The organism is Pseudomonas sp. FW300-N2F2, assembly GCF_017351655.1.
Lineage (GTDB): Bacteria > Pseudomonadota > Gammaproteobacteria > Pseudomonadales > Pseudomonadaceae > Aquipseudomonas > Aquipseudomonas fluorescens_AA.
The window spans coordinates 390,123-415,319 of record NZ_JACNDQ010000004.1; the positions used below are offsets into that span (position 1 = coordinate 390,123).

21 protein-coding genes and 1 pseudogene are annotated in these 25,197 nt (G+C 62.1%); 13 read left to right on the plus strand and 9 right to left on the minus strand.

All coding sequences use genetic code 11. From position 1 onward, the window contains the following. Positions 1 to 189: 189 nt before the first annotated feature. Complete coding sequence (locus J4E63_RS28360) at positions 190 to 393, minus strand: hypothetical protein (protein WP_060740064.1); 204 nt, start codon at positions 391 to 393, stop codon at positions 190 to 192. 85 nt (positions 394 to 478) lie between these two features. After that, entirely contained in the window at positions 479 to 841 is a 363-nt protein-coding gene (locus J4E63_RS28365) for a cupin domain-containing protein (protein WP_060740065.1), read from the minus strand. 234 nt (positions 842 to 1,075) lie between these two features. Between J4E63_RS28365 and J4E63_RS28370 the strand changes: the two genes are divergently transcribed. Both J4E63_RS28370 and J4E63_RS28375 read left to right on the plus strand, forming a co-directional pair. Further along, positions 1,076 to 2,569, plus strand: a complete 1,494-nt coding sequence (locus J4E63_RS28370; RefSeq protein ID WP_060740066.1) for an aldehyde dehydrogenase — start codon at positions 1,076 to 1,078, stop codon at positions 2,567 to 2,569. A gap of 459 nt (positions 2,570 to 3,028) precedes the next feature. Next, positions 3,029 to 4,171 carry an MFS transporter gene (locus J4E63_RS28375; RefSeq protein ID WP_207283981.1) on the plus strand — a complete coding sequence of 381 codons (1,143 nt, stop codon included), beginning with the start codon at positions 3,029 to 3,031 and terminating at the stop codon, positions 4,169 to 4,171. A 37-nt stretch (positions 4,172 to 4,208) separates the two neighbouring features. Here the strand turns inward: J4E63_RS28375 and J4E63_RS28380 are convergent, their stop codons facing one another. Then, positions 4,209 to 5,774, minus strand: a complete 1,566-nt coding sequence (locus J4E63_RS28380; protein WP_103309573.1) for a phospholipase D family protein — start codon at positions 5,772 to 5,774, stop codon at positions 4,209 to 4,211. Between the two features lie 61 nt (positions 5,775 to 5,835). Then, positions 5,836 to 7,269 carry a PLP-dependent aminotransferase family protein gene (locus J4E63_RS28385; RefSeq protein ID WP_192262505.1) on the minus strand — a complete coding sequence of 478 codons (1,434 nt, stop codon included), beginning with the start codon at positions 7,267 to 7,269 and terminating at the stop codon, positions 5,836 to 5,838. Between the two features lie 179 nt (positions 7,270 to 7,448). Here J4E63_RS28385 and J4E63_RS28390 point away from each other — a divergent pair, with 179 nt between their 5' ends. After that, positions 7,449 to 7,694: a DUF1127 domain-containing protein gene (locus tag J4E63_RS28390; protein WP_207283982.1), complete on the plus strand. Its 246-nt coding sequence runs from the start codon at positions 7,449 to 7,451 to the stop codon at positions 7,692 to 7,694. Between the two features lie 117 nt (positions 7,695 to 7,811). On the opposite strand, the gene J4E63_RS28395 is transcribed toward J4E63_RS28390, so the two are convergent. Further along, a complete protein-coding gene (locus J4E63_RS28395; protein ID WP_207283983.1) occupies positions 7,812 to 9,125 on the minus strand; it encodes an FAD-binding oxidoreductase in 1,314 nt (437 codons plus the stop codon). A gap of 145 nt (positions 9,126 to 9,270) precedes the next feature. On the opposite strand from J4E63_RS28395, the gene J4E63_RS28400 reads away from it, so the two are divergent. Beyond that, positions 9,271 to 9,624 (plus strand): YkgJ family cysteine cluster protein, encoded by a 354-nt coding sequence (locus tag J4E63_RS28400; protein ID WP_092442997.1) that lies wholly within the window; start codon positions 9,271 to 9,273, stop codon positions 9,622 to 9,624. 135 nt (positions 9,625 to 9,759) lie between these two features. On the opposite strand, the gene J4E63_RS28405 is transcribed toward J4E63_RS28400, so the two are convergent. Further along, positions 9,760 to 10,248 (minus strand): Lrp/AsnC ligand binding domain-containing protein, encoded by a 489-nt coding sequence (locus J4E63_RS28405; protein ID WP_003206849.1) that lies wholly within the window; start codon positions 10,246 to 10,248, stop codon positions 9,760 to 9,762. Between the two features lie 156 nt (positions 10,249 to 10,404). Between J4E63_RS28405 and dadA the strand changes: the two genes are divergently transcribed. From dadA to J4E63_RS28435, 6 genes are all read left to right on the plus strand, one after another. Then, positions 10,405 to 11,709 carry a D-amino acid dehydrogenase gene (dadA, locus tag J4E63_RS28410; RefSeq protein ID WP_060743108.1) on the plus strand — a complete coding sequence of 435 codons (1,305 nt, stop codon included), beginning with the start codon at positions 10,405 to 10,407 and terminating at the stop codon, positions 11,707 to 11,709. Beyond that, the gene (locus J4E63_RS28415) at positions 11,681 to 12,034 is read left to right on the plus strand and encodes a RidA family protein (RefSeq protein ID WP_060740072.1); all 354 of its coding nucleotides are present in this window, start codon (positions 11,681 to 11,683) and stop codon (positions 12,032 to 12,034) included. The genes dadA and J4E63_RS28415 overlap by 29 nt, the downstream gene beginning before the upstream one ends. Positions 12,035 to 12,128: 94 nt before the next feature. After that, positions 12,129 to 13,202: an alanine racemase gene (gene alr, locus J4E63_RS28420; RefSeq protein ID WP_207283984.1), complete on the plus strand. Its 1,074-nt coding sequence runs from the start codon at positions 12,129 to 12,131 to the stop codon at positions 13,200 to 13,202. Positions 13,203 to 13,330: 128 nt separating this feature from the next. Continuing rightward, a complete protein-coding gene (locus tag J4E63_RS28425) occupies positions 13,331 to 13,879 on the plus strand; it encodes a cupin domain-containing protein (protein WP_017135864.1) in 549 nt (182 codons plus the stop codon). A 183-nt stretch (positions 13,880 to 14,062) separates the two neighbouring features. Further along, positions 14,063 to 14,476: a cytochrome c5 family protein gene (locus J4E63_RS28430; RefSeq protein WP_092174467.1), complete on the plus strand. Its 414-nt coding sequence runs from the start codon at positions 14,063 to 14,065 to the stop codon at positions 14,474 to 14,476. 135 nt (positions 14,477 to 14,611) lie between these two features. Beyond that, on the plus strand, positions 14,612 to 16,546 hold the full coding sequence (locus J4E63_RS28435; RefSeq protein WP_207283985.1) for an acetyl-CoA hydrolase/transferase C-terminal domain-containing protein: 1,935 nt from the start codon (positions 14,612 to 14,614) through the stop codon (positions 16,544 to 16,546). A gap of 107 nt (positions 16,547 to 16,653) precedes the next feature. Here J4E63_RS28435 and J4E63_RS28440 read toward each other — a convergent pair whose 3' ends face one another. Together J4E63_RS28440 and rep are read right to left on the minus strand one after the other, a co-directional pair. After that, on the minus strand, positions 16,654 to 17,226 hold the full coding sequence (locus J4E63_RS28440) for a xanthine phosphoribosyltransferase (RefSeq protein ID WP_014340844.1): 573 nt from the start codon (positions 17,224 to 17,226) through the stop codon (positions 16,654 to 16,656). A 57-nt stretch (positions 17,227 to 17,283) separates the two neighbouring features. Further along, positions 17,284 to 19,293, minus strand: coding sequence for a DNA helicase Rep (rep, locus tag J4E63_RS28445; protein WP_060740076.1), 2,010 nt, complete (start codon positions 19,291 to 19,293; stop codon positions 17,284 to 17,286). 272 nt (positions 19,294 to 19,565) lie between these two features. On the opposite strand from rep, the gene J4E63_RS28450 reads away from it, so the two are divergent. Continuing rightward, positions 19,566 to 21,239, plus strand: coding sequence for a bifunctional diguanylate cyclase/phosphodiesterase (locus tag J4E63_RS28450; RefSeq protein ID WP_207283986.1), 1,674 nt, complete (start codon positions 19,566 to 19,568; stop codon positions 21,237 to 21,239). Between the two features lie 111 nt (positions 21,240 to 21,350). Here the strand turns inward: J4E63_RS28450 and J4E63_RS28455 are convergent, their stop codons facing one another. Continuing rightward, positions 21,351 to 22,745, minus strand: coding sequence for a NorM family multidrug efflux MATE transporter (locus J4E63_RS28455; protein WP_207284198.1), 1,395 nt, complete (start codon positions 22,743 to 22,745; stop codon positions 21,351 to 21,353). A 158-nt stretch (positions 22,746 to 22,903) separates the two neighbouring features. On the opposite strand from J4E63_RS28455, the gene J4E63_RS28460 reads away from it, so the two are divergent. Both J4E63_RS28460 and J4E63_RS31430 read left to right on the plus strand, forming a co-directional pair. Then, positions 22,904 to 23,824: a LysR substrate-binding domain-containing protein gene (locus J4E63_RS28460; protein ID WP_060740079.1), complete on the plus strand. Its 921-nt coding sequence runs from the start codon at positions 22,904 to 22,906 to the stop codon at positions 23,822 to 23,824. A gap of 345 nt (positions 23,825 to 24,169) precedes the next feature. Then, a pseudogene (locus J4E63_RS31430) lies at positions 24,170 to 25,084 on the plus strand (Cache 3/Cache 2 fusion domain-containing protein); the annotation flags it as partial. Positions 25,085 to 25,197 lie beyond the last annotated feature (113 nt).

Genomic DNA, 25,197 nt, shown 5'->3' on the forward strand with positions numbered 1-25,197 from the left:
GTCGGGTTGACCGCACGTCCTGTGCGTTGTCGTTGCGACAATAAAATGCGTGGCGCCCGTGAGCAGTCTTATCTGTGGTGGGAGACATTGGCCAGCGATAGAGTGTCAGCTTCTTTTTCGGTGGCTAAAAAAGGGCCCGTATCGTGAGATACGGGCCCTTTTTTGTTACTTGTTCGATGTGTCTTGTTTTCAGCCGAAGCGGAACGATTCAATGGTCCCACAAGCATTGGCGACGACGCGAATTCGATTGGGATCCCATTCCCTAGAGGCCCCTTCATTAGGGCCTACGACGTGTGCACGCCCGGTCAGCTCGCTGATGTAAGCCTTCAGGGAGGATACATAAGAGCTGCCAATCAGGTAGCGGAGCTTGTGTTGGACCTCGTCATTGGTCATGGTCATTAATCCTTTGAGTAAGAAGTGATGTCCGGATGGACAACTCGATCTTCTTCCTCGGCGCCACACGCTGTGCGGTACATATTTATAGCTTTGCTTCAAACACCACGTAGATCTTGCGGCAAGGCTCGAGCACTTCCCAGGTGCCCTTGAATCCGGCCGGGATCACGAAGCGGTCGCCGGCCCGCAGGGTCTTGGCGTTGCCATCGTTGTCCCGCAGCACCGAGACGCCCTGGACGATCTCGCAGTATTCATGCTCGGTGTAATTGACCGTCCATTGGCCGACGGCGCCTTCCCATACGCCAGCGTTCATTTGCCCACAGGGGCTGCTGTAGTGGTTGAACACCGTTTGCTCGGGATCGCCCTTGAACACTTTGGCCGGGTCCGGGCGATAACGCTCGGCGGTGGTATTGGCCTGGCTGAAGTCGACGATGTCCTGAATGCTCATGCGGTTGATCCCCAGTGATCGCTTGGAAGGCCTCGAGTCTATGTTTATTAAAACGAACATCGCAAGGCCGTTTGCCGTCGATGTGTCAAATATATTGAAACATGACCGGCCGCTGGTTTAGGGTGGCGGGTGCCCTATGCCGAAAACAGCGCCGAAAACAGGCTGGCCGGGCAGAATTCTTTTGAGCGCTGCGCATTGCGCGGCGTTCGTACTCAATAAGAGGAGGACACACGCATGACCACCCTGACTCGTACCGATTGGGAACAACGCGCTCGCGACCTGAAGATCGAAGGCCGCGCCTTCATCAACGGTGAGTACACCGATGCGGTGTCCGGCGAAACGTTCGATTGCCTCAGCCCGGTGGATGGCCGCCTGCTGGGCAAGATCGCCAGTTGCGACGTGGCCGACGCCCAGCGTGCCGTCGAAAATGCCCGCGCCACCTTCAACTCCGGCGTCTGGTCGCGCCTGGCGCCAAGCAAGCGCAAAACCACCATGATCCGTTTCGCCGGCTTGCTCAAGCAGCATGCCGAGGAACTGGCGCTGCTGGAAACCCTGGACATGGGCAAGCCGATCAGCGATTCGCTGAACATCGATGTGCCCGGCGCAGCCCAGGCGTTGAGCTGGAGCGGTGAAGCCATCGACAAGCTCTACGACGAAGTGGCGGCCACCCCGCACGATCAACTGGGCCTGGTGACCCGTGAGCCGGTGGGTGTCGTGGGGGCTATCGTGCCCTGGAACTTCCCGTTGATGATGGCCTGCTGGAAGCTCGGCCCGGCGCTGTCCACCGGTAACTCGGTAGTGCTCAAGCCGTCGGAAAAATCCCCGCTGACCGCCATCCGTATCGCTGCGCTGGCGATCGAGGCCGGCATTCCGAAAGGCGTGCTGAACGTGTTGCCAGGCTACGGCCACACCGTCGGCAAGGCCCTGGCCCTGCATATGGACGTCGATACGCTGGTGTTCACCGGCTCCACCAAGATCGCCAAGCAACTGATGATCTATTCCGGCGAATCCAACATGAAGCGCATCTGGCTGGAAGCCGGCGGCAAGAGCCCGAACATCGTGTTCGCCGATGCCCCGGACCTGCAAGCCGCCGCCGAATCCGCTGCCAGCGCCATCGCCTTCAACCAGGGCGAAGTCTGCACCGCCGGCTCGCGACTGTTGGTGGAGCGCTCCATCAAGGACACGTTCCTGCCGCTGGTGATCGAAGCCCTCAAGGGCTGGAAGCCGGGCAATCCCCTGGACCCGGCCACCAACGTCGGCGCCCTGGTCGATACCCAGCAGATGAACACCGTGCTGTCCTACATCGAGGCGGGCCATAGCGACGGCGCCAAACTGGTGGCCGGTGGCAAGCGCATCCTTGAGGAAACCGGCGGCACATACGTCGAGCCGACGATTTTCGACGGTGTGAGCAACGCCATGAAAATTGCCCAGGAAGAGATTTTCGGCCCGGTGTTGTCGGTCATCGCCTTCGACACCGCCGAGCAGGCCATCGAGATCGCCAACGACACGCCGTATGGCCTGGCCGCAGCGGTATGGACCAAGGATATCTCCAAGGCTCACCTGACCGCCAAGGCCCTGCGTGCCGGCAGCGTATGGGTCAACCAGTACGACGGCGGCGACATGACCGCACCGTTCGGTGGCTTCAAGCAGTCGGGCAACGGTCGCGACAAGTCGCTGCATGCGTTCGACAAATACACCGAGCTGAAGTCGACCTGGATCAAGCTCTGACAGTGACGGCCCCGGATCCTGTCCGGGGCTTTCATGCAGCGCTGATTCCCTCTGTGGGAGCGAGCTTGCTCGCGATAACGGTACGACAGTCGACGACTTCGTTGAATGTTGCGCCGCCATCGCGAGCAAGCTCGCTCCCACATTGGTCGGGGATGGGCGGGAGATTAGCGGCCAATAAAAGTCCCCTGTGGGAGCGAGCTTGCTCGCGAAAGCGGCATGACAGTCGACGACGTTGTTGAATGTTGCGCCGCCATCGCGAGCAAGCTCGCTCCCACATTGGTCGGGGATGGGCGGGAGATTAGCGGCCAATAAAAGTCCCCTGTGGGAGCGAGCTTGCTCGCGAAAGCGGTATGACAGTCGACGACGTTGTTGAATGTTACGCCGCCATCGCGAGCAAGCTCGCTCCCACAGTGTTTTGGGTGATGGTTGAGATTGATAACCCTCCACAGGAGCGTGGAAATGCGTTGGGCAACCTATTTCGCCGTGCTGGCGTCTGTCCTGAGCGTCGGCCTGGCCCTGGGCGTGAGCATGCCTTTGGTGTCGCTGCGCCTGGAGGGCTGGGGTTATGGCTCGTTCGCCATCGGTGTGATGGCGGCCATGCCGGCGGTGGGGGTGTTGCTCGGGGCCAAGGTGTCGAGCCGGCTGGCGGCGCGGTTCGGCACGGCGGCGTTGATGCGCCTGTGCCTGTGGGGCGGTGCGGTGTCCATCGGGTTGCTGGCGCTGCTGCCCAGCTATCCGGTCTGGTTGCTGCTGCGCCTGATGATTGGCGTGGTCCTGACCTTGGTGTTCATTCTGGGGGAGAGCTGGATCAACCAACTGGTCATTGAAAAATGGCGTGGACGGTTGGTGGCGCTGTACGGCAGTAGCTACGCCCTGAGCCAGTTGTCCGGCCCGCTGCTGCTGGGCGCGCTGGGGACCGATCATGACTACGGGTTCTGGGTGGGCGTCGGCCTGCTGTTGGTCGCGCCCTTGTTGTTGCTGGGCCGTAGTGGTGCACCGAGCAGCGAGGCCGGCAGCGTCACGTTCGGCGATTTGTGGACGTTTTGCCGTGGCTTGCCGGCGATTGCCTGGGCGGTCTCGTTGTTCGCTGCGTTCGAGGCGATGATCCTCACGTTGTTGCCGGTGTATTGCCTGCGCCAGGGTTTCACGGCCGACATTGCGCTGGCGATGGTCAGCACCGTGGTGGTCGGTGATGCCTTGCTGCAATTGCCCATCGGCGCCCTGGCTGATCGCGTGTCTCGCCGGGCCCTGTTGACGGGGTGCGCGGTGGCGTTGATGTTATCGAGCCTGGCGGTTCCGCTGTTGATCGATACCCTGTTGATCTGGCCGCTGTGGGTGCTGTTCGGTGCCAGCGCGGGCGGGTTGTTCACGCTGTCGCTGATCCTGATCGGCGAGCGTTACCGCGACGATGCGCTGGTGCGGGCCAATGCCCATATCGCGCAGTTGTGGGGGATCGGCTGCCTGGTCGGTCCGCTGGTGGCGGGAGCGGGCAGCCAATGGGTCAGCGGACATGCGCTGCCGTTGTTCATGGCGGCCGGGGCGTTCGGGTTGGTGATCCTGCTGTTGCGCCAAGGGGCGTTCGGGGCAACCCAAGCGGCCTGAGCACACCCAAATCCCTTGTCACAAAAGCGGGCTGCCTCTAAAGCATCCGCTCCAACCCGACAGTCGTGGCGAACCAGGCATTGAACCGGCGCCACCAACTGCCCGGTTCGCGGTCCAGGTCGTGGATCTTGCCGTTGTCTTCGGTGGTCCATACAAGCTTTCCATCTTTCAGCCTGGCCTGGTAACTCAGGGCCGGCGCCATGCCTTGCAAGGCCAGCTCGCGGACTTGGCCGGCGAGTTCCGGGCTGTCCACCAGCACGCCGACTTCGGTGTTCCACAGCACTGAGCGCGGGTCGAAATTGAACGAGCCGATGAAGGATTTCTGCTGGTCGAAGATGATCGCCTTGCTGTGCAGGCTGGAGTCCGATTCGCCGTAGGATTTGCTGTAGAACAGATGCGGGCTGCCGCCGGTGTCGCCCGGTTGTCGTCGCAGTTCGAACAGGCGCACGCCATGTTGCAGCAGGGCCTTGCGGTACGGTGCATAGCCGCCGTGCACGGCGGGCACGTCGGTGGCTTCCAGGGAGTTGGTCAGCAGGCTCACCGACACGCCGGCATCGGCGCGACTGGTCAGGTACACCAAGCCTGGCTGGCCGGGGACGAAGTAGGCGGAAATCATGATCAGTTCTTTGCTGACGCCCGTCAGCTCGGGGGCCAGTTGGGTGGTCAGCAACAACTGAGGGTCCGGTTCGTCCTTGGCCAGCACTTTGCTGGGCGCGTCCCACAGCGCCTGGTTCCAGGCCCAGATCAACTGGTCGCGCCAGGTGTCCAGGCGCGGTTGGGTCTTGTAGGCGGTCAACTGCTGGTAGAGCGCGTGGTTTTCCTTGTGGGTCTGCTCCAGGGACTCTTGCAGGCGCAGGCGGCTGTTGGCCAGGTCCTTGGGCGTGGGGCGATGGGACAGGAACTGTTCGATGGGTTTGCTCAGGGCGCTGTTCCAGTACTGGTCGAAGCTGTGGCCCAATTGTTCGGCCACCGGACCGACACTGAGCAGGTCGATGTCGGTGAAGTTCAGGTTGGGTTCGGCGTCGAAGTACTCATCGCCCAGGTTGCGACCGCCGACGATGGCCATGCTGTTGTCCGCCAGCCACAGCTTGTTGTGCATCCGGCGGTGTTGCAACGACAGGTCGAACAGGCGTCCGAGGCCGCGAGTCACGCCGGTGGCGCGTCCCAGGTGCAGCGGATTGAACAGGCGGATCTGGATTTGCGGATGGGCGGCGAGGGTGGCGATGATCTGATCCTGGCCATCGCTGGTGGTGTCGTCCAGCAGGATCCGCACGCGTACGCCCCGGTCGGCGGCCTTGAGCAGTTCATCCACCAGCATCCGCGTGCTGATGCCGTCATGGACGATGTAGTACTGCAAATCCAGGCTGCCTTGGGCGTGGCGAATCAGCTCGGCCCGGGCGGTGAAGGCCTCGGTGCTGTCCGACAGCAGCCGAAAGCCCGAGCGCCCTTCATGGGCGGCGGCCTGGGCCTGGACCGAGCGGCCGAACGAGGATTCGGTGGCCGGCAGGGCCTGGGACGGCTCGCGGGTGATATCAAGACCGGCGCAGCCGCTCAGCAGTGAGCCGACTAACAGTAGCGCAGGCAGGATCGGTCTGGATCTCACGTAGGATCGTTCCGCTTGTTCACGTTGATCGGCTATTGGGTGCTGCTTCCCTGGATAAAGTTCAGACGACGTCGCGCTGGGTTTCGTTCAACAGCGCGATAGCGGCGGCCCCGACCTTGCGCACGGCCTCTTCGATCTGGGCCGTTGGCTTGGCAGCGTAGTTCATCCGCAAGCAGTTGCGGTACTTGCCCGATGCCGAAAAAATACTGCCGACGGCGACCTGCACGCCTTGGTCCAGCAGAGCCCGATTGAGCCTCAGCGTGTCGAAGCCGTCGGGCAATTCGATCCACAGCATGAAACTGCCCCGTGGGCGACTGGCACGGGTGCCCGCTGGAAAATAGCGGCTGACCCAGTCGATCATTACGTCGCGATTGCGCTGGTATTGCGTACGCATCCGCCGCAAATGGGGTTCGAAATGCCCGCCCTTGAGAAACTCGGCAATGGCAATCTGCGGCTGTGGCGCGGTAGAGCCGGTGCTGATGTATTTCATGTGCAGCACCCGCTCCAGATACCGGCCTGGCGCGACCCAGCCAATGCGCAGGCCAGGCGCCAGGGTCTTGGAAAACGAACTGCAGAGCAGCACGCGACCGTCTTCATCGAAGGACTTGATGGTGCGTGGGCGGGGGTAGGTGTAGGCCAATTCCCCATACACATCATCTTCGATGATCGCCACGTCGAAGCGCTGTGCCAGGTTCAGCAGCGCGCGTTTATTGGCGTCGGGCATGATGTAGCCCAGCGGGTTATTGCAGCTGGGGGTCAACTGTATGGCCTTGATGGGCCATTGCTCCAGGGCCAGTTCCAGTGCATCCAGGCTGATGCCGGTGAGCGGGTCGGTGGGGATTTCCAAGGCCTTCATGCCCAGGCCCTTGAGGGTTTGCATGGCCCCGTGAAAGCTGGGTGAGTCCACGGCGACGATATCGCCTTGTTCGCAGGTGGCGCGGATGCTGACCGACAGGGCTTCATGACAGCCGGTGGTGACGATCAGGTCGTTGGGGCCCAGTTGGCAGCCGGAGTCCAACGACAGTCGGGCGATCTGTTCACGCAACTCGAGGTTGCCGTAGATGTTGTCGTAATACAGGCCGGGCATGTCTTGCCGGCGGCTGATCTGCGCCAGGCTGCGCAGCAACGGTTTCATGGTCGGCGAGTTGATGTCCGGCATGCCGCGTCCCAGTTGCACCACATCCGGGCGCGGTACGGCGCGTATCAGCTCCAGCACCTGGTCCCACTGGGAAATATCCACGGGGCGTTGGGCCGGACGGCCTACTACCGGCAGGTCTGGCAATTCGCGGCCCACGGGTACGAAGTAACCGGACTTGGGTCTCGGCATCGCCAGCCCACTGTCCTCCAGCACCCGATAGGCCTGCTGCACCGTACTCAAGCTGACCCCATGTTCGGTGCTCAATGCCCGCACCGACGGCAGCCGGTCGCCGGGGCGGTAGAAGCCCTGTTCGATGCGGGTGCCGAGCAGTTCGGCGAGGTTCACGTAGAGGGTCATGGTGCGCTCCCGATGAGATGGACAACTGCGACCGATACAGTTGGATTGGAAAATGACAATTCAGTGGCGGAAATACCGAATCTGTATGCTTATAAAAGGAATAGGTTGAATCTGTATTGCTTTTAGCCGTTCGCGCATCATGAAACCTCTGGCTACCCAAGTAAACAGGAGCGATCAAAATGAACGGCTTGAGCGATGTGCGGCTGACGTTACACAGTCAGGAACTGGCGGCAGGGCAGGAGAAGGGGCTGCGCAGCGCGACATTGCGCAATTCGCCGTCCGGCCTGAGCCGCTGGGCCCTGTTCTGGCATCGTCTGCATACACGCAAGGCCCTATTGGAACTTACACCCGAACAGTTGCGTGACGTCGGGCTGAGTCGGGAGCAGGCGTTGGAGGAGGGGCTCAGGCCGTTCTGGCAGCTTTGAAGCAATAGGAACCCGGTGGCGAGGGAGCTTGCTCCCGCTGGGCTGCGTAGCAGACCTTCTTTTTTGCGGTTGCTGCGCAACCGAGCGGGAGCAAGCTCCCTCGCCACGGATCCAGGACTAAACCAACTCTTTCAACCGATGCCACAACATCCCCAGCGCCAACAGCGGTGAGCGCAAGTGCTTGCCCCCCGGGAAGGTCATGTGCGGGACCTGGGCGAACAGGTCGAAACCGCTGCTGTGCTGCCCGCTGATGGCTTCGGCCAACAGTTTGCCGGCCAGGTGCGTGGCATTCACCCCATGGCCGGAATAGGCCTGGGCGTAATACACATTGGGCTGGTCCTTCAGCCGGCCGATCTGCGGCAAACGGTTGGCACCAATGCCGATCATCCCGCCCCATTGATAATCGATTTTCACATCCGCCAATTGCGGGAACACCTTGAGCATTTTCGGACGCATGTAGGCGCCAATGTCCTGCGGGTCGCGGCCGGAATAGTGACAAGCCCCGCCGAACAGCAAGCGGCGATCCGCCGAAAGCCGGTAGTAATCCAGTGCGACCCGTTGATCACAGACGGCCATGTTCTGCGGCAACAGCGCCTGTGCCTGGGTCTGGCTCAAGGGCTCGGTGGCGATGATGTAGCTGCCGGCCGGCAGGACTTTGCCGCCGAGTTGCGGATTGAGTCCATTGAGGTAGGCATTGCAGCCCAGCACCAGCGTCTTGGCACGGACCGAACCCTGTTGGGTGTGCACGTTCACCTCAGGGCCGTAGTCGATGCGCGTGACCGCCGATTGTTCGAACAGCCGGACCCCCAATTGCTGCGCCGCGGCGGCTTCGCCCAGGGCCAGGTTCAACGGATGCAAATGGCCCGAACCCATGTCGATCAGTCCGCCGACGTAGCGATCCGAACCCACGACGCTGTGCATTTCGTCGGCTTGCAGCAGTCGGGTCGGGTGGCGATAACCCAGGCTGCGCAATTCTTCGGCGTCTTCGGCGAAGCCTTCCAGGTCGCTGGGTTTGTTGGCAAGGTCGCAGTAGCCCCAGGTAAGGTCACAGGGGATTTGAAAGCGCTCGACGCGCTGTCGGACGATTTCCACGGCCTCGAGGCCCATGAGTTTCATCTGGCGCACGCCGTCGGTGCCGAGGATCGGCGCGAACTGGTCGAGGCCATGACCGACGCCACGGATCAATTGGCCGCCGTTGCGCCCGCTGGCCCCCCAGCCGATCCGGTGCGCTTCCAGCAGCACCACGCTCATGCCGCGTTCGGCCAGTTCGATCGCCGTGTTCAACCCGGAGAACCCGCCGCCGACGACGCAGACATCCGCCCGCAACTCGCCCTGCAGCAGCGGATGGTCCGGTTGCGGCAGGCTGCTGGCGGCGTAGTAAGAGGCGGCGTGCGCGTGGTTCGGGACCGGTTGCTGAACACGGGCGTTCATGTGCGTAATCCTGATTGTTGTGTTTGAGAAATTTTACGGAGCATAAGCCGGGGCTTCCTTCCTGGGCAACACCGGTCGGTTGGCGCTGTCTGGCACGCGGCCTTTAAGGCAGAATCCCGGTTTGTCCCTCTCGGTAACCGCCTCGATGAGCTGCAACAGTCAGAAGATCCGCACGCTACGCCAGCAGATTCCCTCGTTCGAGTGCGTACCGGGCTGCCATGACTGCTGCGGTCCGGTCACCACCTCGCCCGAGGAAATGGCCCGCTTGCCCCGCAAGACCCGCGCCGAACAGGACGCTGCCATGGACGCCTTGGACTGCGTGCACCTGGGGCCCGACGGTTGCACCGTCTATGACGAGCGACCGCTGATCTGCCGGCTGTTCGGCACCACGGCGACCTTGCCGTGTCCCAATGGCCGGCGGCCGGTGGAACTGATTCATCCGCGGGTCGAGAAGCAGATTCATGAGTACATGGCCAGCACCCGGCAGGTGTTGGTCTAGCCGCCAGGGGGGCCGAGTCGCGGCCTTCGCGAGCAAGCTCGCTCCCACAATGGATCTCGGTTCGTTCGCAAGCACGTGCTCATCCCTTAGCTGGCTGGGAGCGAGCCTGCTCGCGAAAGCGGTCCGGAGCCAGGCTCAATCCGGAATCGGCAGGTTCAAGCTTTCCTTCACTTCTTCCATCACGATGTAGCTCTTGGATTCGCGCACGTGGGGCAGCTTGAGCAGGATGTCCCCCAGCAGCTTGCGGTACGAAGCCATCTCGGAAATCCGTGCTTTCACCAGGTAATCGAAATCCCCTGACACCAGGTGACATTCCAGCACGTGAGGCAGTTTCAGCACGGCGCGTCGGAACTCTTCGAAGGTGTCGCCGGATTTGTAGTCGAGGCTGATCTCGACAAATACCAGCAGGCTGCCCTTCAAGTGCTGTGGATTGAGCCGGGCGTTGTAGCCCATGATGATGCCCTCGCGCTCCAGGCGTCGAACCCGCTCGGTACAGGGCGTGGTGGACAGGCCGACCTTTTCCCCCAGCTCGGTGAAGGAGATCCGTCCGTCCGCCTGGAGAATGCGCAGGATGTTGCGGTCGATCTTGTCCAGCTCGCGTTTGGTCTGGGTGTTGGTACGCACAGGTGATGCGCCTCCATGAAAAGGGGTTTTGCCGAGAATTCTCGCCAAATATAGGTGTTTATATAGTGAAAAGCACTGGCTGATCTTTTTTACACTGCGCCCATCAAAGCTTTGTACAACAAACGTCAGCGGTTCATCCGCGATGAGGGCATCAACATGCGCGTTCTGGTCTTGGGTAGCGGCGTCATCGGTACCGTCAGTGCTTATTATCTGGCTCGTGCCGGGTTTGAAGTAGTGGTGGTCGACCGTCAGCCAGCGCCTGCCATGGAAACCAGTTTCGCCAACGCCGGCCAGGTGTCGCCGGGTTATGCCTCGCCATGGGCCGCGCCGGGCGTGCCGCTCAAGGCCATCAAGTGGCTGCTGCAACGGCATGCGCCACTGGCGATCAAGGCCACGGCCGACATCGATCAATACCTGTGGATGGCGCAGATGTTGCGCAACTGCACCGCCAGCCGCTATGCCATCAACAAGGAACGCATGGTGCGCCTGTCCGAGTACAGCCGTGACTGCCTCGACGAGCTGCGCGCCGAAACCGGCATTGCCTACGAGGGCCGTAGCCTGGGGACTACACAGTTGTTCCGCACCCAGGCCCAGCTCGATGGCGCGGCAAAAGATATCGCCGTGCTGAAAGAGTCCGGCGTACCGTTCGAAGTGCTCGACCGCGAAGGCATCGCCCGGGTCGAGCCGGCCCTGGCCAATGTCACCGACATCCTGGCCGGTGCCTTGCGCCTGCCTAACGACCAGACCGGCGACTGCCAGATGTTTACCACGCGCCTGGCGGAAATGGCGGTGAAGCTGGGTGTGCAATTCCGCTTCGGCCAGGATATCCAGCGCCTGGACTTCGCTGGCGACCGCATCAACGGTGTCTGGATCGACGGCAAGCTGGAAACCGCCGACCGCTATGTGCTCGCTCTGGGCAGCTATTCGCCGCAATTGCTCAAGCCCCTCGGGATCCGCGCGCCGGTGTATCCGCTCAAGGGTTATTCCCTGACCGTGCCGATCACCAACCCGGCGATGGCCCCGACCTCGACCATTCTCGACGAAACCTACAAGGTCGCGATCACCCGCTTCGACAATCGCATTCGGGTGGGCGGCATGGCGGAAATCGCCGGTTTTGACCTGTCCCTCAACCCGCGTCGGCGTGAAACCCTGGAGATGATCGTCAACGACCTTTATCCTCAGGGCGGCGATCTGGCCGAGGCCAGTTTCTGGACCGGCTTGCGTCCGACCACCCCGGATGGCACGCCCATCGTCGGTGCCACGCCCTTCAAGAATCTGTTCCTGAACACCGGCCACGGTACCCTCGGATGGACCATGGCCTGTGGTTCCGGTCGCCTGTTGGCCGACCTGATGGCGAAGAAAAAGCCGCAGATCAGCGCCGAAGGCCTCGATATTTCCCGTTATGGCAGCAAAACCCAGGAGTCTGCAAAACATGTCAATCCAGCGCCAGCTCACCAATGACCGCATGAGCCAGGTTGTCGTGCACAACGGCACCGTTTACCTGGCCGGGCAGGTCGGCGACGACATGAACGCCGGTATTGAGCAGCAGACCCGCGAATGCCTGGCCAATATCGAGCGTTTGCTGGAGTTGTCCGGGACCGACAAGACGCGTCTGTTATCGGTGACGATCTACCTGAAGGACATCGAGGCTCACTTCGCAGGCATGAACGCGGTCTGGGATAAGTGGTTGCCCAAAGGCGTCGCCCCGGCCCGGGCCACGGTCGAGGCCAAGCTGTGTGAACCGCAGATCCTGGTGGAGCTGTCCGTCGTGGCTGCGCTGCCTTAATACCTGCCTAAACGATCCCTCTCCCGGCGCTGGGTGGTTCACCCTGCCAACCTGCGCCGGTTTTTTATTCATGACCGCCTAGAAGCCTGCCGCCATGCGTCCTGCCCGTGCCCTGATCGATCTCCAAGCCCTGCGTCACAACTACCAATTGGCCCGCGAAGTCACGGGGGCCAAGGCCCTTGCGGTGATCAAGGCCGACGCCTACGGGCACGGTGCGGTGCGTTGCGCCGAGGCGCTGCAGGCCACGGCGGACGGGTTCGCCGTGGCCTGCATCGAAGAAGCCCTGGAGCTACGGGCCGGAGGGATCCGTGGGCCGATCCTGCTGTTGGAAGGGTTTTTCGAAGCCGATGAGCTGCTGTTGATCGTCGAGCATGATTTCTGGTGCGTGGTGCATTCGTTGTGGCAACTCGAAGCGATTGAAAAAGCGGCGCTGAGCCAGCCGATCACGGTCTGGCTCAAGCTCGATTCCGGCATGCACCGGGTCGGCCTGCATCCGGCGGATTACCAGGCGGCCTACCGTCGCCTGCTGGCCAGCGGCAAAGTGGCGAAGATTGTCCTGATGAGCCACTTCGCCCGTGCCGATGAACTGCACGATCCCAGCAGCACCGAGCAACTGGTCGTGTTCGAGGCGGCCCGCCAGGGGCTGGCGGCAGAGATCAGCCTGCGCAACTCCCCAGCGGTGCTGGGTTGGCCGCAGATGCCTAGCGACTGGGTGCGGCCGGGCATCATGCTCTACGGCGCGACCCCCTTCGACGAACCCAACACTGTCGCCTCGCGCCTGCAACCGGTGATGACCCTGGAATCGAAGATCATCTGCGTGCGTGAATTGCCCGCCGGTGAGCCGGTGGGCTACGGTGCTCGCTTCGTGACCACGCAACCGACCCGGGTCGGGGTGGTCGCCATGGGCTATGCCGACGGCTACCCGCGCCAGGCGCCTAACGGCACGCCGGTGCTGGTGGATGGGCAGCGCAGCCAACTGGTCGGGCGGGTGTCGATGGACATGCTGTGTGTCGACTTGACCCATGTCCCCCAGGCCGGACTCGGCTCGACCGTGGAATTGTGGGGCAAGAACATCCTCGCCAGTGATGTCGCCAAGGCCGCCGACACGATTCCTTATCAGATTTTCTGCAACCTGCGGCGGGTGCCACGGCTCTATTCCGGGGGCTGAGACGAAGCGCCACCTACCGAAAGTCGCTTCACCGCACAGGATTCGGGTCAAAGTGTTGTAAATACTGAACGCTGTCGCCATGATAACGCTCACTTTCCTCACAACCTGATTCCCTGGAGGCTCCAGCATTGGACGTCGGTGAACGACTGCAATCCATTCGTAAACTCAAAGGCCTTTCCCAGCGTGAACTCGCCAAGCGCGCGGGCGTCACCAACAGCACTATTTCGATGATCGAGAAGAACAGCGTCAGCCCCTCGATCAGCTCGCTGCGTAAGGTCCTTGGCGGGATTCCCATGTCCATGGTCGAGTTTTTCTCCGAAGAGATCCTTCAGGAAAAACCGACCCAGATCGTCTACAAAGCCAACGAACTGATCGACATCTCCGATGGTGCCGTGACCATGAAGCTGGTGGGCCGGGCACATCCGAGCCGGGCGATTGCCTTCCTCAACGAGATCTATCCGCCGGGTGCCGATACCGGTGAAGAGATGCTCACCCATGAGGGCGAGGAGACCGGGATCCTGGTGGAAGGGCGGCTGGAACTGGTGGTGGGCCTCGAAACCTTCGTGCTCGAGGCTGGCGACAGCTACTATTTCGAAAGCACCAAGCCCCACCGTTTCCGTAATCCGTTCGACGTGCCGGCGCGACTGATCAGCGCAGCCACGCCGGCCAATTTCTAGACCAAGAGGCGCCAGGCCCGCGTGGCAAAGGCGCCCACCTGTTGGGCTGTCATGACAAACAAGACCCTTGCGACTTTGGGGTTGTTTCAGAGTGACAGGCTTACCGCTATACTTGCGCCCGCCTGCAAACCGTGGCCGCAGGCGTGACTAGCCACCATTGAGGGTGTACGCGTGAACCTAATTATGAAAATGCTGGCTGCACCAGCAACCGTATTGGCCCTATGGGCTGCGACCGCTCAAGCGGCGCCGAACGACGAAATCGCCAAGCGCCTTGAACCCGTCGGCCAGGTCTGCGTCCAGGGCAAGGAATGCAAGGGTATGGAAGTCGTGGCCTCGGCCGGCGGCGCCGGCGGTGCCAAGGCGCCGAAAGACGTAATTGCAAAGCATTGCAACGCTTGCCACGGCACGGGCCTGCTGGGCGCGCCGAAAATTGGTGACAAGGCTGCGTGGAAAGAACGCGCCGATCACCAGGGCGGTCTCGACGGCATCCTGGCCAAGGCCATTACCGGCATCAACGCAATGCCGCCTAAAGGCACCTGCGCCGATTGCTCGGATGACGACCTCAAGGGCGCCATCAAAGAGATGTCCGGTCTGTAATACGCCGGCATCCTTCACAAAAAAGCCGCTTACGAGCGGCTTTTTTGCGCCTCGGATTTTTCGGGACTGTTCATCGCAACCAAGACCCGGCAAGCTCGGTCCAACCCACATTCATGGAATGTCCTGGAGGGTCCGATGGTGCAGTTGTGTTCAATCGAACAGGCGGTGGATGACGTGCTCGAGCGCCTGCCCGCGCATATCCACCTCGGCATGCCCCTGGGGCTGGGCAAGCCCAACCTGTTCGCCAACGCGTTGTACCGGCGCATCGCACAACTGCCCGAGCGACAACTGACGATCTACACCGCCCTGAGCCTGGGCCGGCCAAACCTGGGCGATGGTTTGCAGAAGCGCTTCCTCGAACCCTTTGTCGAACGGGTCTTCGGCAACTATCCCGAGCTGGATTACCTGGTTGACCTGCACCAGGACAGTCTGCCGGCCAACATCCGCGTCCAGCAGTTCTTCATGCAGCCCGGCAGCCTGTTGCACAGTGCGTCGGCCCAGCAGGACTATGTCAGCAGCAACTACAGCCATGCGGCCCGGGACATCAACGCCGCCGGCTTGAACCTGGTGGCGCAACTGGTGGCGAGCGCCCCGGAACACCCGGATCGCCTGAGCCTGAGCTGCAACCCGGACATCACCCTCGACCTGCTGCCGATGATCGCCAAGCGCCGGGCGGCCGGGGAAACCATTCTCCTGGTCGGCCAGGTGCACAACGATTTGCCTTACATGCCGGGCGACGCGGAAGTCGGCATCGACGCTTTCGACCTGTTGATCGACGAGAAGGACAGCCACACGCTGTTTTCCACGCCGAACATGCCGGTGGGGTTCCAGGATCATCTGATAGGCCTGCACGCCAGTACCCTGGTGCGTGACGGCGGGACATTGCAGATCGGCATTGGCGCCATGGGCGACGCGTTGACGGCGGCGCTGCTGGCGCGTCAGGCCGATAACGCCGGTTACCAGGCGTTGCTGGCGGACCTGAACCTTAGCCAGTGGGCGCAACTGATCGAGCGCGAGGGCGGGGTCGAGCCGTTTGCCAAAGGGCTGTACGGTTGCAGTGAAATGTTCGTCAACGGTTTGCTGGTGCTGGCCGAGGCCGGGATCATCCGGCGCAAGGTCTACCCCGACGAGCCGACCCAGGAACGAGCGAACGCCGGAACCCTCGACGAGGCGGCACAACCCGACGGCATCTGCATACACGGCGGCTTCTTCCTCGGCCCGCGCAGTTTTTACGAGCGCCTGCGCGAGTTGCCGCAGAGCCGGCGTCTCGAATTCAACATGACGCGCATCAGTTACATCAACGAGCTCTACGGCCAGGAGCCGCTCAAGCGCCTGCAGCGCCTCGATGCCCGCTTCATCAATACCGTCTTCACCATGACCCTGATGGGGGCCGGGGTGGCCGATCAGTTGGAAGACGGACGGGTGCTCAGCGGCGTGGGCGGGCAATACAACTTCGTTGCCCAGGGCCATGCGCTGGAGGGCGGGCGCTCGATCCTGCTGCTGCGCAGTTGGCGCGAGGCCGGGGGCGAGATCAGCTCGAACATCGTCTGGGAGTACGGCCATTGCACGATTCCCCGGCATCTGCGCGACATCGTGGTGACCGAATACGGCATCGCCGACCTGCGCGGCAAGACCGACGCCGCGGTGATCGAGGCGTTGCTGAACATCAGCGACTCACGCTTCCAGCCCGGGCTGATCGAGCAGGCGCAGAAGGCTGGCAAATTGCCGAAGGATTTCCGCCTCGATCCGCGGTTCGCCGACAACACGTCGGAGCGGTTGCAGGCGATCCAGGCTCGGCATCCGAATCTGTTTCCCGAATACCCGCTGGGCTGTGATTTCGACGGGGTCGAGCGGGACCTGTTGCGGGCGCTGAACTGGCTCAAGAGCAAATTCAAGCTCACCGAGATCCTGGAGTTGGGCAAAGCCGCGCTGGATGCGCCAGAGCCCTGGGAATTTGCCGGGCATCTGGAACGGATGCAGCTGACCAGTCCTGAAGGGCTGAAGGAGGAGCTGTTCCAGCGGTTGCTGTTGGCCGGTCTCAAGGCTACTGCACAACAACAATCAACCTGAAACCCCTGTGGGAGCGAGCTTGCTCGCGATGGCGATCTGTCAGACACCTTTTATGTAACAGATACACCGCTATCGCGAGCAAGCTCGCTCCCACAGGGGACACTGGGTCAATCGATGAAGGTCACGACCCCACCCGCCAGCGACTGCACCCGGGCCAACGACTCGACGCGATAACCCTGGGCATCCAGTTCCGCGCGGCCGCCCTGGAACGACTTCTCGATCACGATCCCCAGCCCGGCGACGGTGGCGCCGGCCTGCTTGATGATGGAAATCAGCGCCTGGGAGGCTTTGCCGTTGGCCAGGAAGTCATCGATGATCAGCACCCGATCGCTGCTGGTCAGGTGACGCGGGCTGATGGCGACGGTGCTTTCGGTTTTCTTGGTAAACGAATACACGGTGGCCGACAGCAGGTTCTCCGTCAGGGTCAGGGATTGTTGCTTGCGGGCGAAGATCACCGGTACGCCAAGGTTCAGCCCGGTCATGATCGCCGGGGCAATGCCCGAGGCTTCGATGGTGACGATCTTGGTGATGCCCGAATCCTTGAACAGCGCGGCGAATTCGTCGCCGATCAGCTTCATCAATTGCGGGTCGATCTGGTGGTTCAGGAAAGCGTCGACTTTCAGGACCTGATCGGAAAGCACGATGCCTTGTTCACGAATTTTCTGGTGCAGGGCTTCCATGAAGCCTCCTCTGATGACGCCTTCAGCGCCTGAAGTCGTTGAAAAAAGTAGTCGATTCTAGCGCTTTAGCATCGCGCGTATATCCGCCAGGGCACTGTTGCCGCGAACGACTTTGACTTCCGTCGGCGTGTCGTCGTTGCCTTCCCAGGCCAGGTCGTCCGGCGGCAGCTCATCGAGAAAACGACTCGGGGCGCAGTCGATTACTTCGCCGTACTGCTTGCGCTTGGCGGCGAAGGTAAAGGCCAGCGTCTGGCGTGCCCGGGTAATGCCGACATAGGCCAGGCGCCGTTCTTCCTCGATGGTGTCGGCCTCGATGCTGGAACGGTGCGGCAGGATTTCCTCTTCCATGCCCATGATGAACACGTAGGGAAATTCCAGGCCCTTGGAAGCGTGAAGGGTCATCATCTGCACGCCTTCGGCGCCGTCTTCCTCTTCCTGCTGGCGCTCGAGCATGTCCCGCAAGACGAGTTTGCCGATGGCGTCCTCGACCGTCATCTCGCCGTCTTCGTCCTTTTCCAGGGTGTTCTTCAACGCCTCGATCAGGAACCAGACGTTACCCATGCGGTAATCGGCGGCCTTGTCGCTGGAGCTGTTGGTGCGCAGCCAGTTCTCGTAGTCGATGTCCATGACCATGCTGCGCAGCGCCGAGATCGGATCTTCCCCGGCGCACTGCTCACGTACCTTGTCCATGAAACGCTTGAAGCGCGCCAGGCGATCGGTGAAGCGGCTGTCCAGATGTTCGCCCAGGCCGATTTCATCGGTGGCGGCGTACATCGAGATCTTGCGCTCGGTGGCGTAGTTGCCGAGTTTTTCCAGGGTGGTCGAACCGATTTCCCGGCGCGGCACGTTGATCACCCGCAGGAAGGCGTTGTCGTCGTCCGGGTTCACGATCAGGCGGAAGTAGGCCATCAGGTCCTTCACTTCCTGGCGCCCGAAGAAGCTGTTGCCCCCCGACAGGCGGTAGGGGATCTGGTGATGCTGCAATTTCAGCTCGATCAGCTTGGCCTGGTAGTTGCCGCGGTACAGGATCGCAAAGTCGCTGTACGGCCGGTCGGTGCGCAGGTGCAGGCTGAGGATTTCCATGGCCACGCGCTCGGCTTCGGCGTCTTCGTTGCGGCAACGGATCACGCGGATCTCGTCGCCGTGGCCCATCTCGCTCCACAGTTGTTTTTCGAACTCGTGGGGGTTGTTGGAAATCAGCACGTTGGCGCAGCGCAGGATGCGGCTGGTGGAGCGGTAGTTCTGCTCCAGCATCACCACTTTGAGCGACGGGTAGTCGTCCTTGAGCAACATCAGGTTTTCCGGCCGCGCGCCGCGCCAGGCATAGATCGACTGGTCATCGTCGCCCACCACGGTGAACTGGTTGCGTTTGCCGATCAGCAGCTTCACCAGCAAATACTGGCTGGCGTTGGTGTCCTGGTATTCATCCACCAGCAGGTAGCGGACCTTGTTCTGCCATTTTTCGAGAATGTCGGCGTGGTCCTGGAACAGCTTGACCGGCAACAGGATCAGGTCGTCGAAGTCCACCGCATTGAACGCCTTGAGGGTACGCTGGTAGTGGGTGTAGACGATGGCGGCAGTCTGTTCCTTGGGGTTGCGGGCGTTCTCCAGGGCTTCGGCGGGCAGGATCAGGTCGTTTTTCCACGAACCGATCATGTTCTTGATCTCGTCCACGCCGTCGTCGCCCGAGTATTCCTTTTGCATGATGTCGGTCATCAAGGCCTTGACGTCGGTCTCGTCGAAAATCGAGAAGCCCGGTTTGTAGCCCAGCCGCGCGTGCTCCTTGCGGATGATGTTCAGGCCCAGGTTGTGGAAGGTACACACCGTCAGGCCGCGGCCTTCGCCGGCGCGCAACAGGCCGCCGACCCGCTCTTTCATTTCTCGGGCGGCCTTGTTGGTGAACGTCATGGCGACGATGTATTGGGCGCGGATGCCGCAATTCTGGATCAGGTGCGCGATCTTGCGGGTGATTACGCTGGTCTTGCCGGAGCCTGCACCGGCGAGCACCAAAAGAGGGCCGCCGACATAGTTCACGGCTTCTTGCTGCCGGGGATTGAGTCGGGACATGACAGAGTCAGGGAGTCGTTTGCGAAATGGGCCGGCATTTTAACAGGCTCAGAGAATTGTGCTGCTCTGTCCGACTTGTGACGCACACAGGATTGTCATTTGCCGCTTCTGCCACTTTCACGCAGGATGTGGAACCAATTGGGTCCCGCGCAGCATTTCGAGCGGGAAAAACCACCGAAAGCGCGTGTTTGAGAACCGTTGGCATTGGTCATTGCCCATCGGCAGGTCATAATGCCCGGCGCCTACCACCTTGCAGAGTCTAGGGAGTCAGCTTGTCAACGCCTGTCGAACCCTTGCGTTTGCTGTTATTGGCCCAAGAGCCAGAGTGGTCAGCAATACTGCGCGAGTGCCTGGTGCCCATGGGGCCCTCGGTCGTGTTGATCAGCGCCCCGAGCTGGGAGTCCGTCAGCAGCCTGTTCGAAGACAATCGCAACGCGGTGTTGCTGACTGTTGCGGCGTTGCAGCCGACGCCGGGCCGTTGCAGCCTGCCGACCATCCTGTTGCTCGAGCACGAGCCGGCGGTTGCCCCCGACGGTGCCAGCGACTGGTTGGTGCGCGATGTCCTCGACAGCGCGACCCTGCGTCGTTGCCTGCGCCATGTGCGCGAGCGCGGCGTGCTGGAAAACACCCTGCAGCGCCTCGCCGAGCAGGATCCATTGACAGGCATCGCCAATCGCCAGGGTTTCCAGACATTGCTGGCGGCGCGTCTGGCGGAAAACGACGGCCGAGGCCTGGCGCTCGGTCACCTGGACCTGGACAACTTTCGCCACGCCAACGACGCCCTCGGTCACCAGGCCGGCGACCGTTTGATCCTGCAAGTGGTATCGCGGCTCAAGGGGTCGCTCGAAGCCGGCGATCAATTGGCGCGGCTGGGCAGTGATGAATTTGCCTTGCTGATCGACACCCGCCGCGCACCGCAGCGGGCCGAATGGATGGCCGAGCGTATTACCGAAGCCTTGGCCGAACCCTATTGGGTGGACGGCGAAAGCCTGCTGATCGGTTGCAGCCTGGGCGTCGCCCATGCTCGCGCCCAGGCCGGCGCGGATCCGCTGATGTGGCATGCCCACATCGCCATGCAGCAGGCCAAGAGCACCCAGGGCTGCACCTTTCATATCTTCAACGAGCGCATCAATCGCAATGCCCGCAGCCTTGCCGACCTGGAAAGCGAACTGCGCCGGGCACTGCGCCGTGACGAGCTGGAATTGCATTACCAGCCGCGCCTGGACCTCGATGGCGGCCACATCGTCGGCCTCGAAGCCCTGGTGCGTTGGCGCCATGGCGAACGCGGCTTGTTGCCACCGAGTGAGTTCGTGCCGCTGGCCGAACAGAGCGGCCTGATCGTGCCGTTGGGCTACTGGGTGATTTCCCGGGCACTGCGGGACATGCAGGCCCTGCGCGAACGGGGGCTGGCGCCGTTGCACATGGCGGTCAACCTGTCGTTCCGGCAGTTCCAGGACAGCCAGTTGCTGCCGACCTTGAGCCGACTGATTGCCGAGCGAGGTGTCGAGGCGCAATGGCTGGAGTTCGAACTCACCGAAACCGCCGTCATGCGCCGCAGCGAACTGGTCAAGCAGACCATGGATGCCCTGGGCCGCCTGGGGGTGCGCTTCTCCCTGGACGACTTCGGCACCGGGTTCTCCTCGTTCGTGCACCTCAACAGCCTGCCGATCGCCTTGCTCAAGATCGACAAGAGCTTCGTCGGCGGCATGGAGCAGCGCGAAGAAAACCGCAAACTGGTGCACGCCATGATCAACCTGGCCCACAACCTTAACCTGGAGGTGGTGGCCGAAGGTGTGGAAACCCAGGCACAACTGGACCTGCTACGCGGTTTCGGTTGCGACCAGGTGCAGGGCTTCCTGATCAGCAAGCCGTTGCCGTTGCCGGAATTGGTTGAGTATTTGACGTTCGAGGGTGATCAGCACTCCACACACGACGTCGTGGTCTGACACAAAACCCTGTGGGAGCGAGCTTGCTCGCGATAGCGGTGTGTCAGTCAAAATAGATGTGACAGACCTATCGCCATCGCGAGCAAGCTCGCTCCCACAAAGGGATGGACTTCACTTGGCCTGAATGGCTTCGAAACCGGGCTGCCCAGCCTCACTGCGAATCATCCGCTTCATCTTCCATTCAAACGCCAGGGTCAGGCTCACGGCCGCGCAGGCCAGCCCCAGGGCCAGGCCCCACCAGACACCGGTCGGTCCCCAGTTCAGGTGGAACGCCATCCACCACGCCGATGGTGCGCCGATGAGCCAATAGCAACCCAGGCCCACCAGGAAGGTGGTCTTGGCGTCCTTGAGCCCGCGAATGCAGCCCATGGCGATGGTTTGCGTGCCGTCGAACAGTTCGAACCACGCCGCCACCGCCAACAGGCTCACGGCCAGGTTGATCACGTCGCGGAACGCCGGGTCATCGTGGTCCAGGAACAAGCCGATCAATTGATGGGGCAGCAGCCAGAACACCATGGCGAACGCCAGCATCGCGGCCGCGCCAAAGCCAATGCCGACCCGACCGGCCTGGCGCGCCCTCCATAGCTGCCCGGCGCCGTAGTGCTGGCCGATGCGCATGGTGATGGCGTAGGACATTCCGGCCGGTACCATGAACGCCACCGAGACGATTTGCAGGGCGATCTGGTGGGCCGCCAACGGCGTGCTGCCCATGGTGCCCATGCACAGCGCGGCGAACGCGAACAGCCCGACTTCCACCGCATAGGTGCCACCGATCGGCAGGCCCAGGCGCCACAGCTCCTTGAGGTATTGGCGATTGGGCCGCGACAGCCCATCCAGCAGCGGATAGGCACGGTAGGCCGGGTGCCGATGGATGTGCCAGGCCAGGGCCAGGGCCATGCAGTTGGCGACAATGGCCGTGACCAGGCCGATGCCCATCAGGCCGAGTTTTGGCAGGCCGAACATGCCGGTGATGAGCGCGTAGTTGAGCAGGAAGTTGGCCACCGTGCCGCCGAGGCTTATCACCATGACCGGCGTGGCCCGGCCAATGGCGCTGGTGAAGCCGCGCAGGGCCATGAAGCTCAGGTAGCCGGGCAGGGCGAACGGCAGCGCCAGCAGGAACTGTCCGGCGGACAACACGTTGGTTTCGGTCTGGCCGAACATCAGCAGCACGGGCTTGAGATTCCACAGCAGCAACCCGGCCATCAGCGCCATCAACCAGGCCAGCCAAAGCCCGGCCTGGGTCAGCCGGGTGGCGCCTTCGACATCGCCTGCGCCCTGGCGGATCGCGACCAGGGTGCCCACCGCAGCGATCACACCGATGCAGAAGATCGACACGAACGAATAGGTGGCCGCCCCGAGCCCGCCTCCGGCGAGGGCTTCGGGACTCAGGCGCGCCATCATCACGGTGTCGGTGAGCACCATGAGCATGTGCGCCAACTGCGAGGCAATCAACGGCCCCGCCAGCCGCAGGATGGCCCAGAGTTCGGTACGCACCGGATGCCGCATGATCATCACGCTCCATGTTCAAACAAGGCAGTAAAGCGACGATTCTCGGCGCTCTCGGCGGATTGCACAAAAGGATAAAAAAGATCGCTGGCATGATTAAAACTCATGCTGGATGGGTTTCTGGTAGGGTTTGCAGACCACGCCATGGAGCTTTTGCGATGTCCCGTCGTCTTCCTCCTCTTTATGCGTTGCGGGCATTCGAAGCCGCGGCGCGCTATAGCTCGTTCACCCGGGCCGCCGAAGAGCTGTCGATCACCCAGAGCGCCGTCAGCCGGCACATCCGCACGCTGGAAGATCACTTTGCCTGCCGGCTGTTCCTGCGCAGCGGCCGCAACCTGCAGTTGACCGAGGCGGCGCGGTTGCTGCTGCCGGGCGTGCGCGAGGGTTTCATGGCGCTGGAGCGGGCCTGCCACACCTTGCATGGCGAAGACGGCATCCTGCGCATGAAAGCGCCTTCCACGCTGACCATGCGTTGGTTGTTGGCGCGCCTGAGTCGCTTCCGGCATTTGCAGCCCGGTAACGAGGTGCAACTGACCAGTGCCTGGATGGACATCGATTCGGTGGACTTCAACGTCGAGCCCTTCGATTGCGCCGTATTGCTGGGCAACGGGCATTTTCCGGCGGACTGGGAGGCCAGTTTGCTGTTTCCCGAGGAATTGATTCCGGTGGGCGCGCCGAACCTGTTGAACGATCAGCCCTGGGATGTGGCGCGGCTGGCCAGTGCTGAGCTGCTGCATCCGACGCCGGATCGCCGGGACTGGCGCAACTGGCTGCAACGCATGGGGCTTTCCGACAAGGTCTCGCTCAAGGGTGGACAGGTGTTCGATACCCTGGAGCTGGGCATGATCGCGGCCGCACGTGGCTATGGGGTCTCCATGGGCGACCTGCTGATGGTGGCCGAGGACGTTGCCCAAGGGCGCCTGAGCCTGCCATGGCCGACGGCTGTCGCCAGTGGGGAACACTATTACCTGGTCTGGCCGAAAACCCGGCCGGGAGGTGAACGTTTGCGCCGGCTCAGCGACTTCCTCCAAGGCGAGGTCAAGGCCATGCAACTGCCTGATGTACAACGTCTAAGCTGAAACGTTGAAGTTGGCGTGCTAGCCACTGGGCATTAATCCGTGCAAACCGCTCAAGTATTTGGTTTTGCCGCCGAATCCGTGAACATGGAACCCTCGTTCAGAAAGGGTCTACTTACACCTCACCCGAATAAAATGCCGAGCGTGCGACGTGATCAGGATGATCCGGTCTCTCGGCCAGGAGCCGTCATGTCTCAACCCCGCGCCCGGATCGCCTCACAGCTAGGCCTTGCCCTTGCCGTGATACTGGCGATCGTGATCTCCGGCAGTACCGTCTTCGCCTTGCGTTCGCTGGACGCTGCCAACCTTGCCACCCGTGAAGAGCACTTGGCCAGCGAAGCGCGCCTGATGGCCGATCAGCTCAATACGTTCCACGGCACTTTGCGCGAGAGCACCCAGCGCTTGGCCGGTCTGTTCGAAAAGCGCTTCAGCGCGGGCCTGAGCGTGCATCCGGACCAGCCGGTGACGGTGGCGGGCGTACAAACCCCAGGCTTGAACCTGGGTAGCGAAGTGTTGAACAACAACTTCAAGGAAGTGGACGACTTCAAAGCGATGACCGCTGGGGTCGCCACGGTATTCGTGCGCAGCGGCGACGATTTCATCCGAGTCAGTACCTCCGTCAGCAAACAGGACGGTACGCGGGCCATCGGCACCGTGCTCGACCGCGCCGGCCCCGCCTACGGTCCGGTGATCAGCGGGCAGAGCTACATTGGTCGGGCCCTGCTTTTCGGGCGCTTCTACATGTCGCAGTACACGCCTGTACGTGACAGCAGCGGCAAGATCATTGCCGTGTTGTACGTAGGCTTCGACTACACCGATGCGCAGAACGCGCAGTTCGAAAACCTCAAGCGCTTCCGCATCGGCCAGACCGGCTCCCTGGCGCTGCTGGACGAACAAAACAAATGGCTGGTGCCGCCCGCCGGCGTGCAGGCGCTGGACAGCGCCACCACGGCCATCACCGGCTTGATCAAAAAGCCGGGCAAGGGCGCGTTCTGGGCCGATACCGCCGAAGATTTCTACAGCGTTGCCGTACCGTTCGAGGGTGGGCCGTGGGCGGTGGTGGCGAGCATGCCGAAAACCGAGATCCGCGCCGTGACCTGGAGCGTCGGTACGCAACTGGCCATTGGCAGTCTGCTGGCGATGCTGTTGGCGGTCGGTTCGGCAATGTGGTTGTTGCGTAGCAAACTGGCGCCATTGGGGGATCTGGTGCGCCAGGCCGAAGCGTTGGGCGCCGGCGATCTGAGCGTGCGCCTGAACGTGTCGAGCCATGACGAAATCGGTCAGTTGGCCCGTGCCTTCAACCAGATGAGCCAGGCCCTGTCGACCATGGTCGAGCACATCCGCAAGGCCTCCCAGGAGGTGAACAGCCGCGCCCA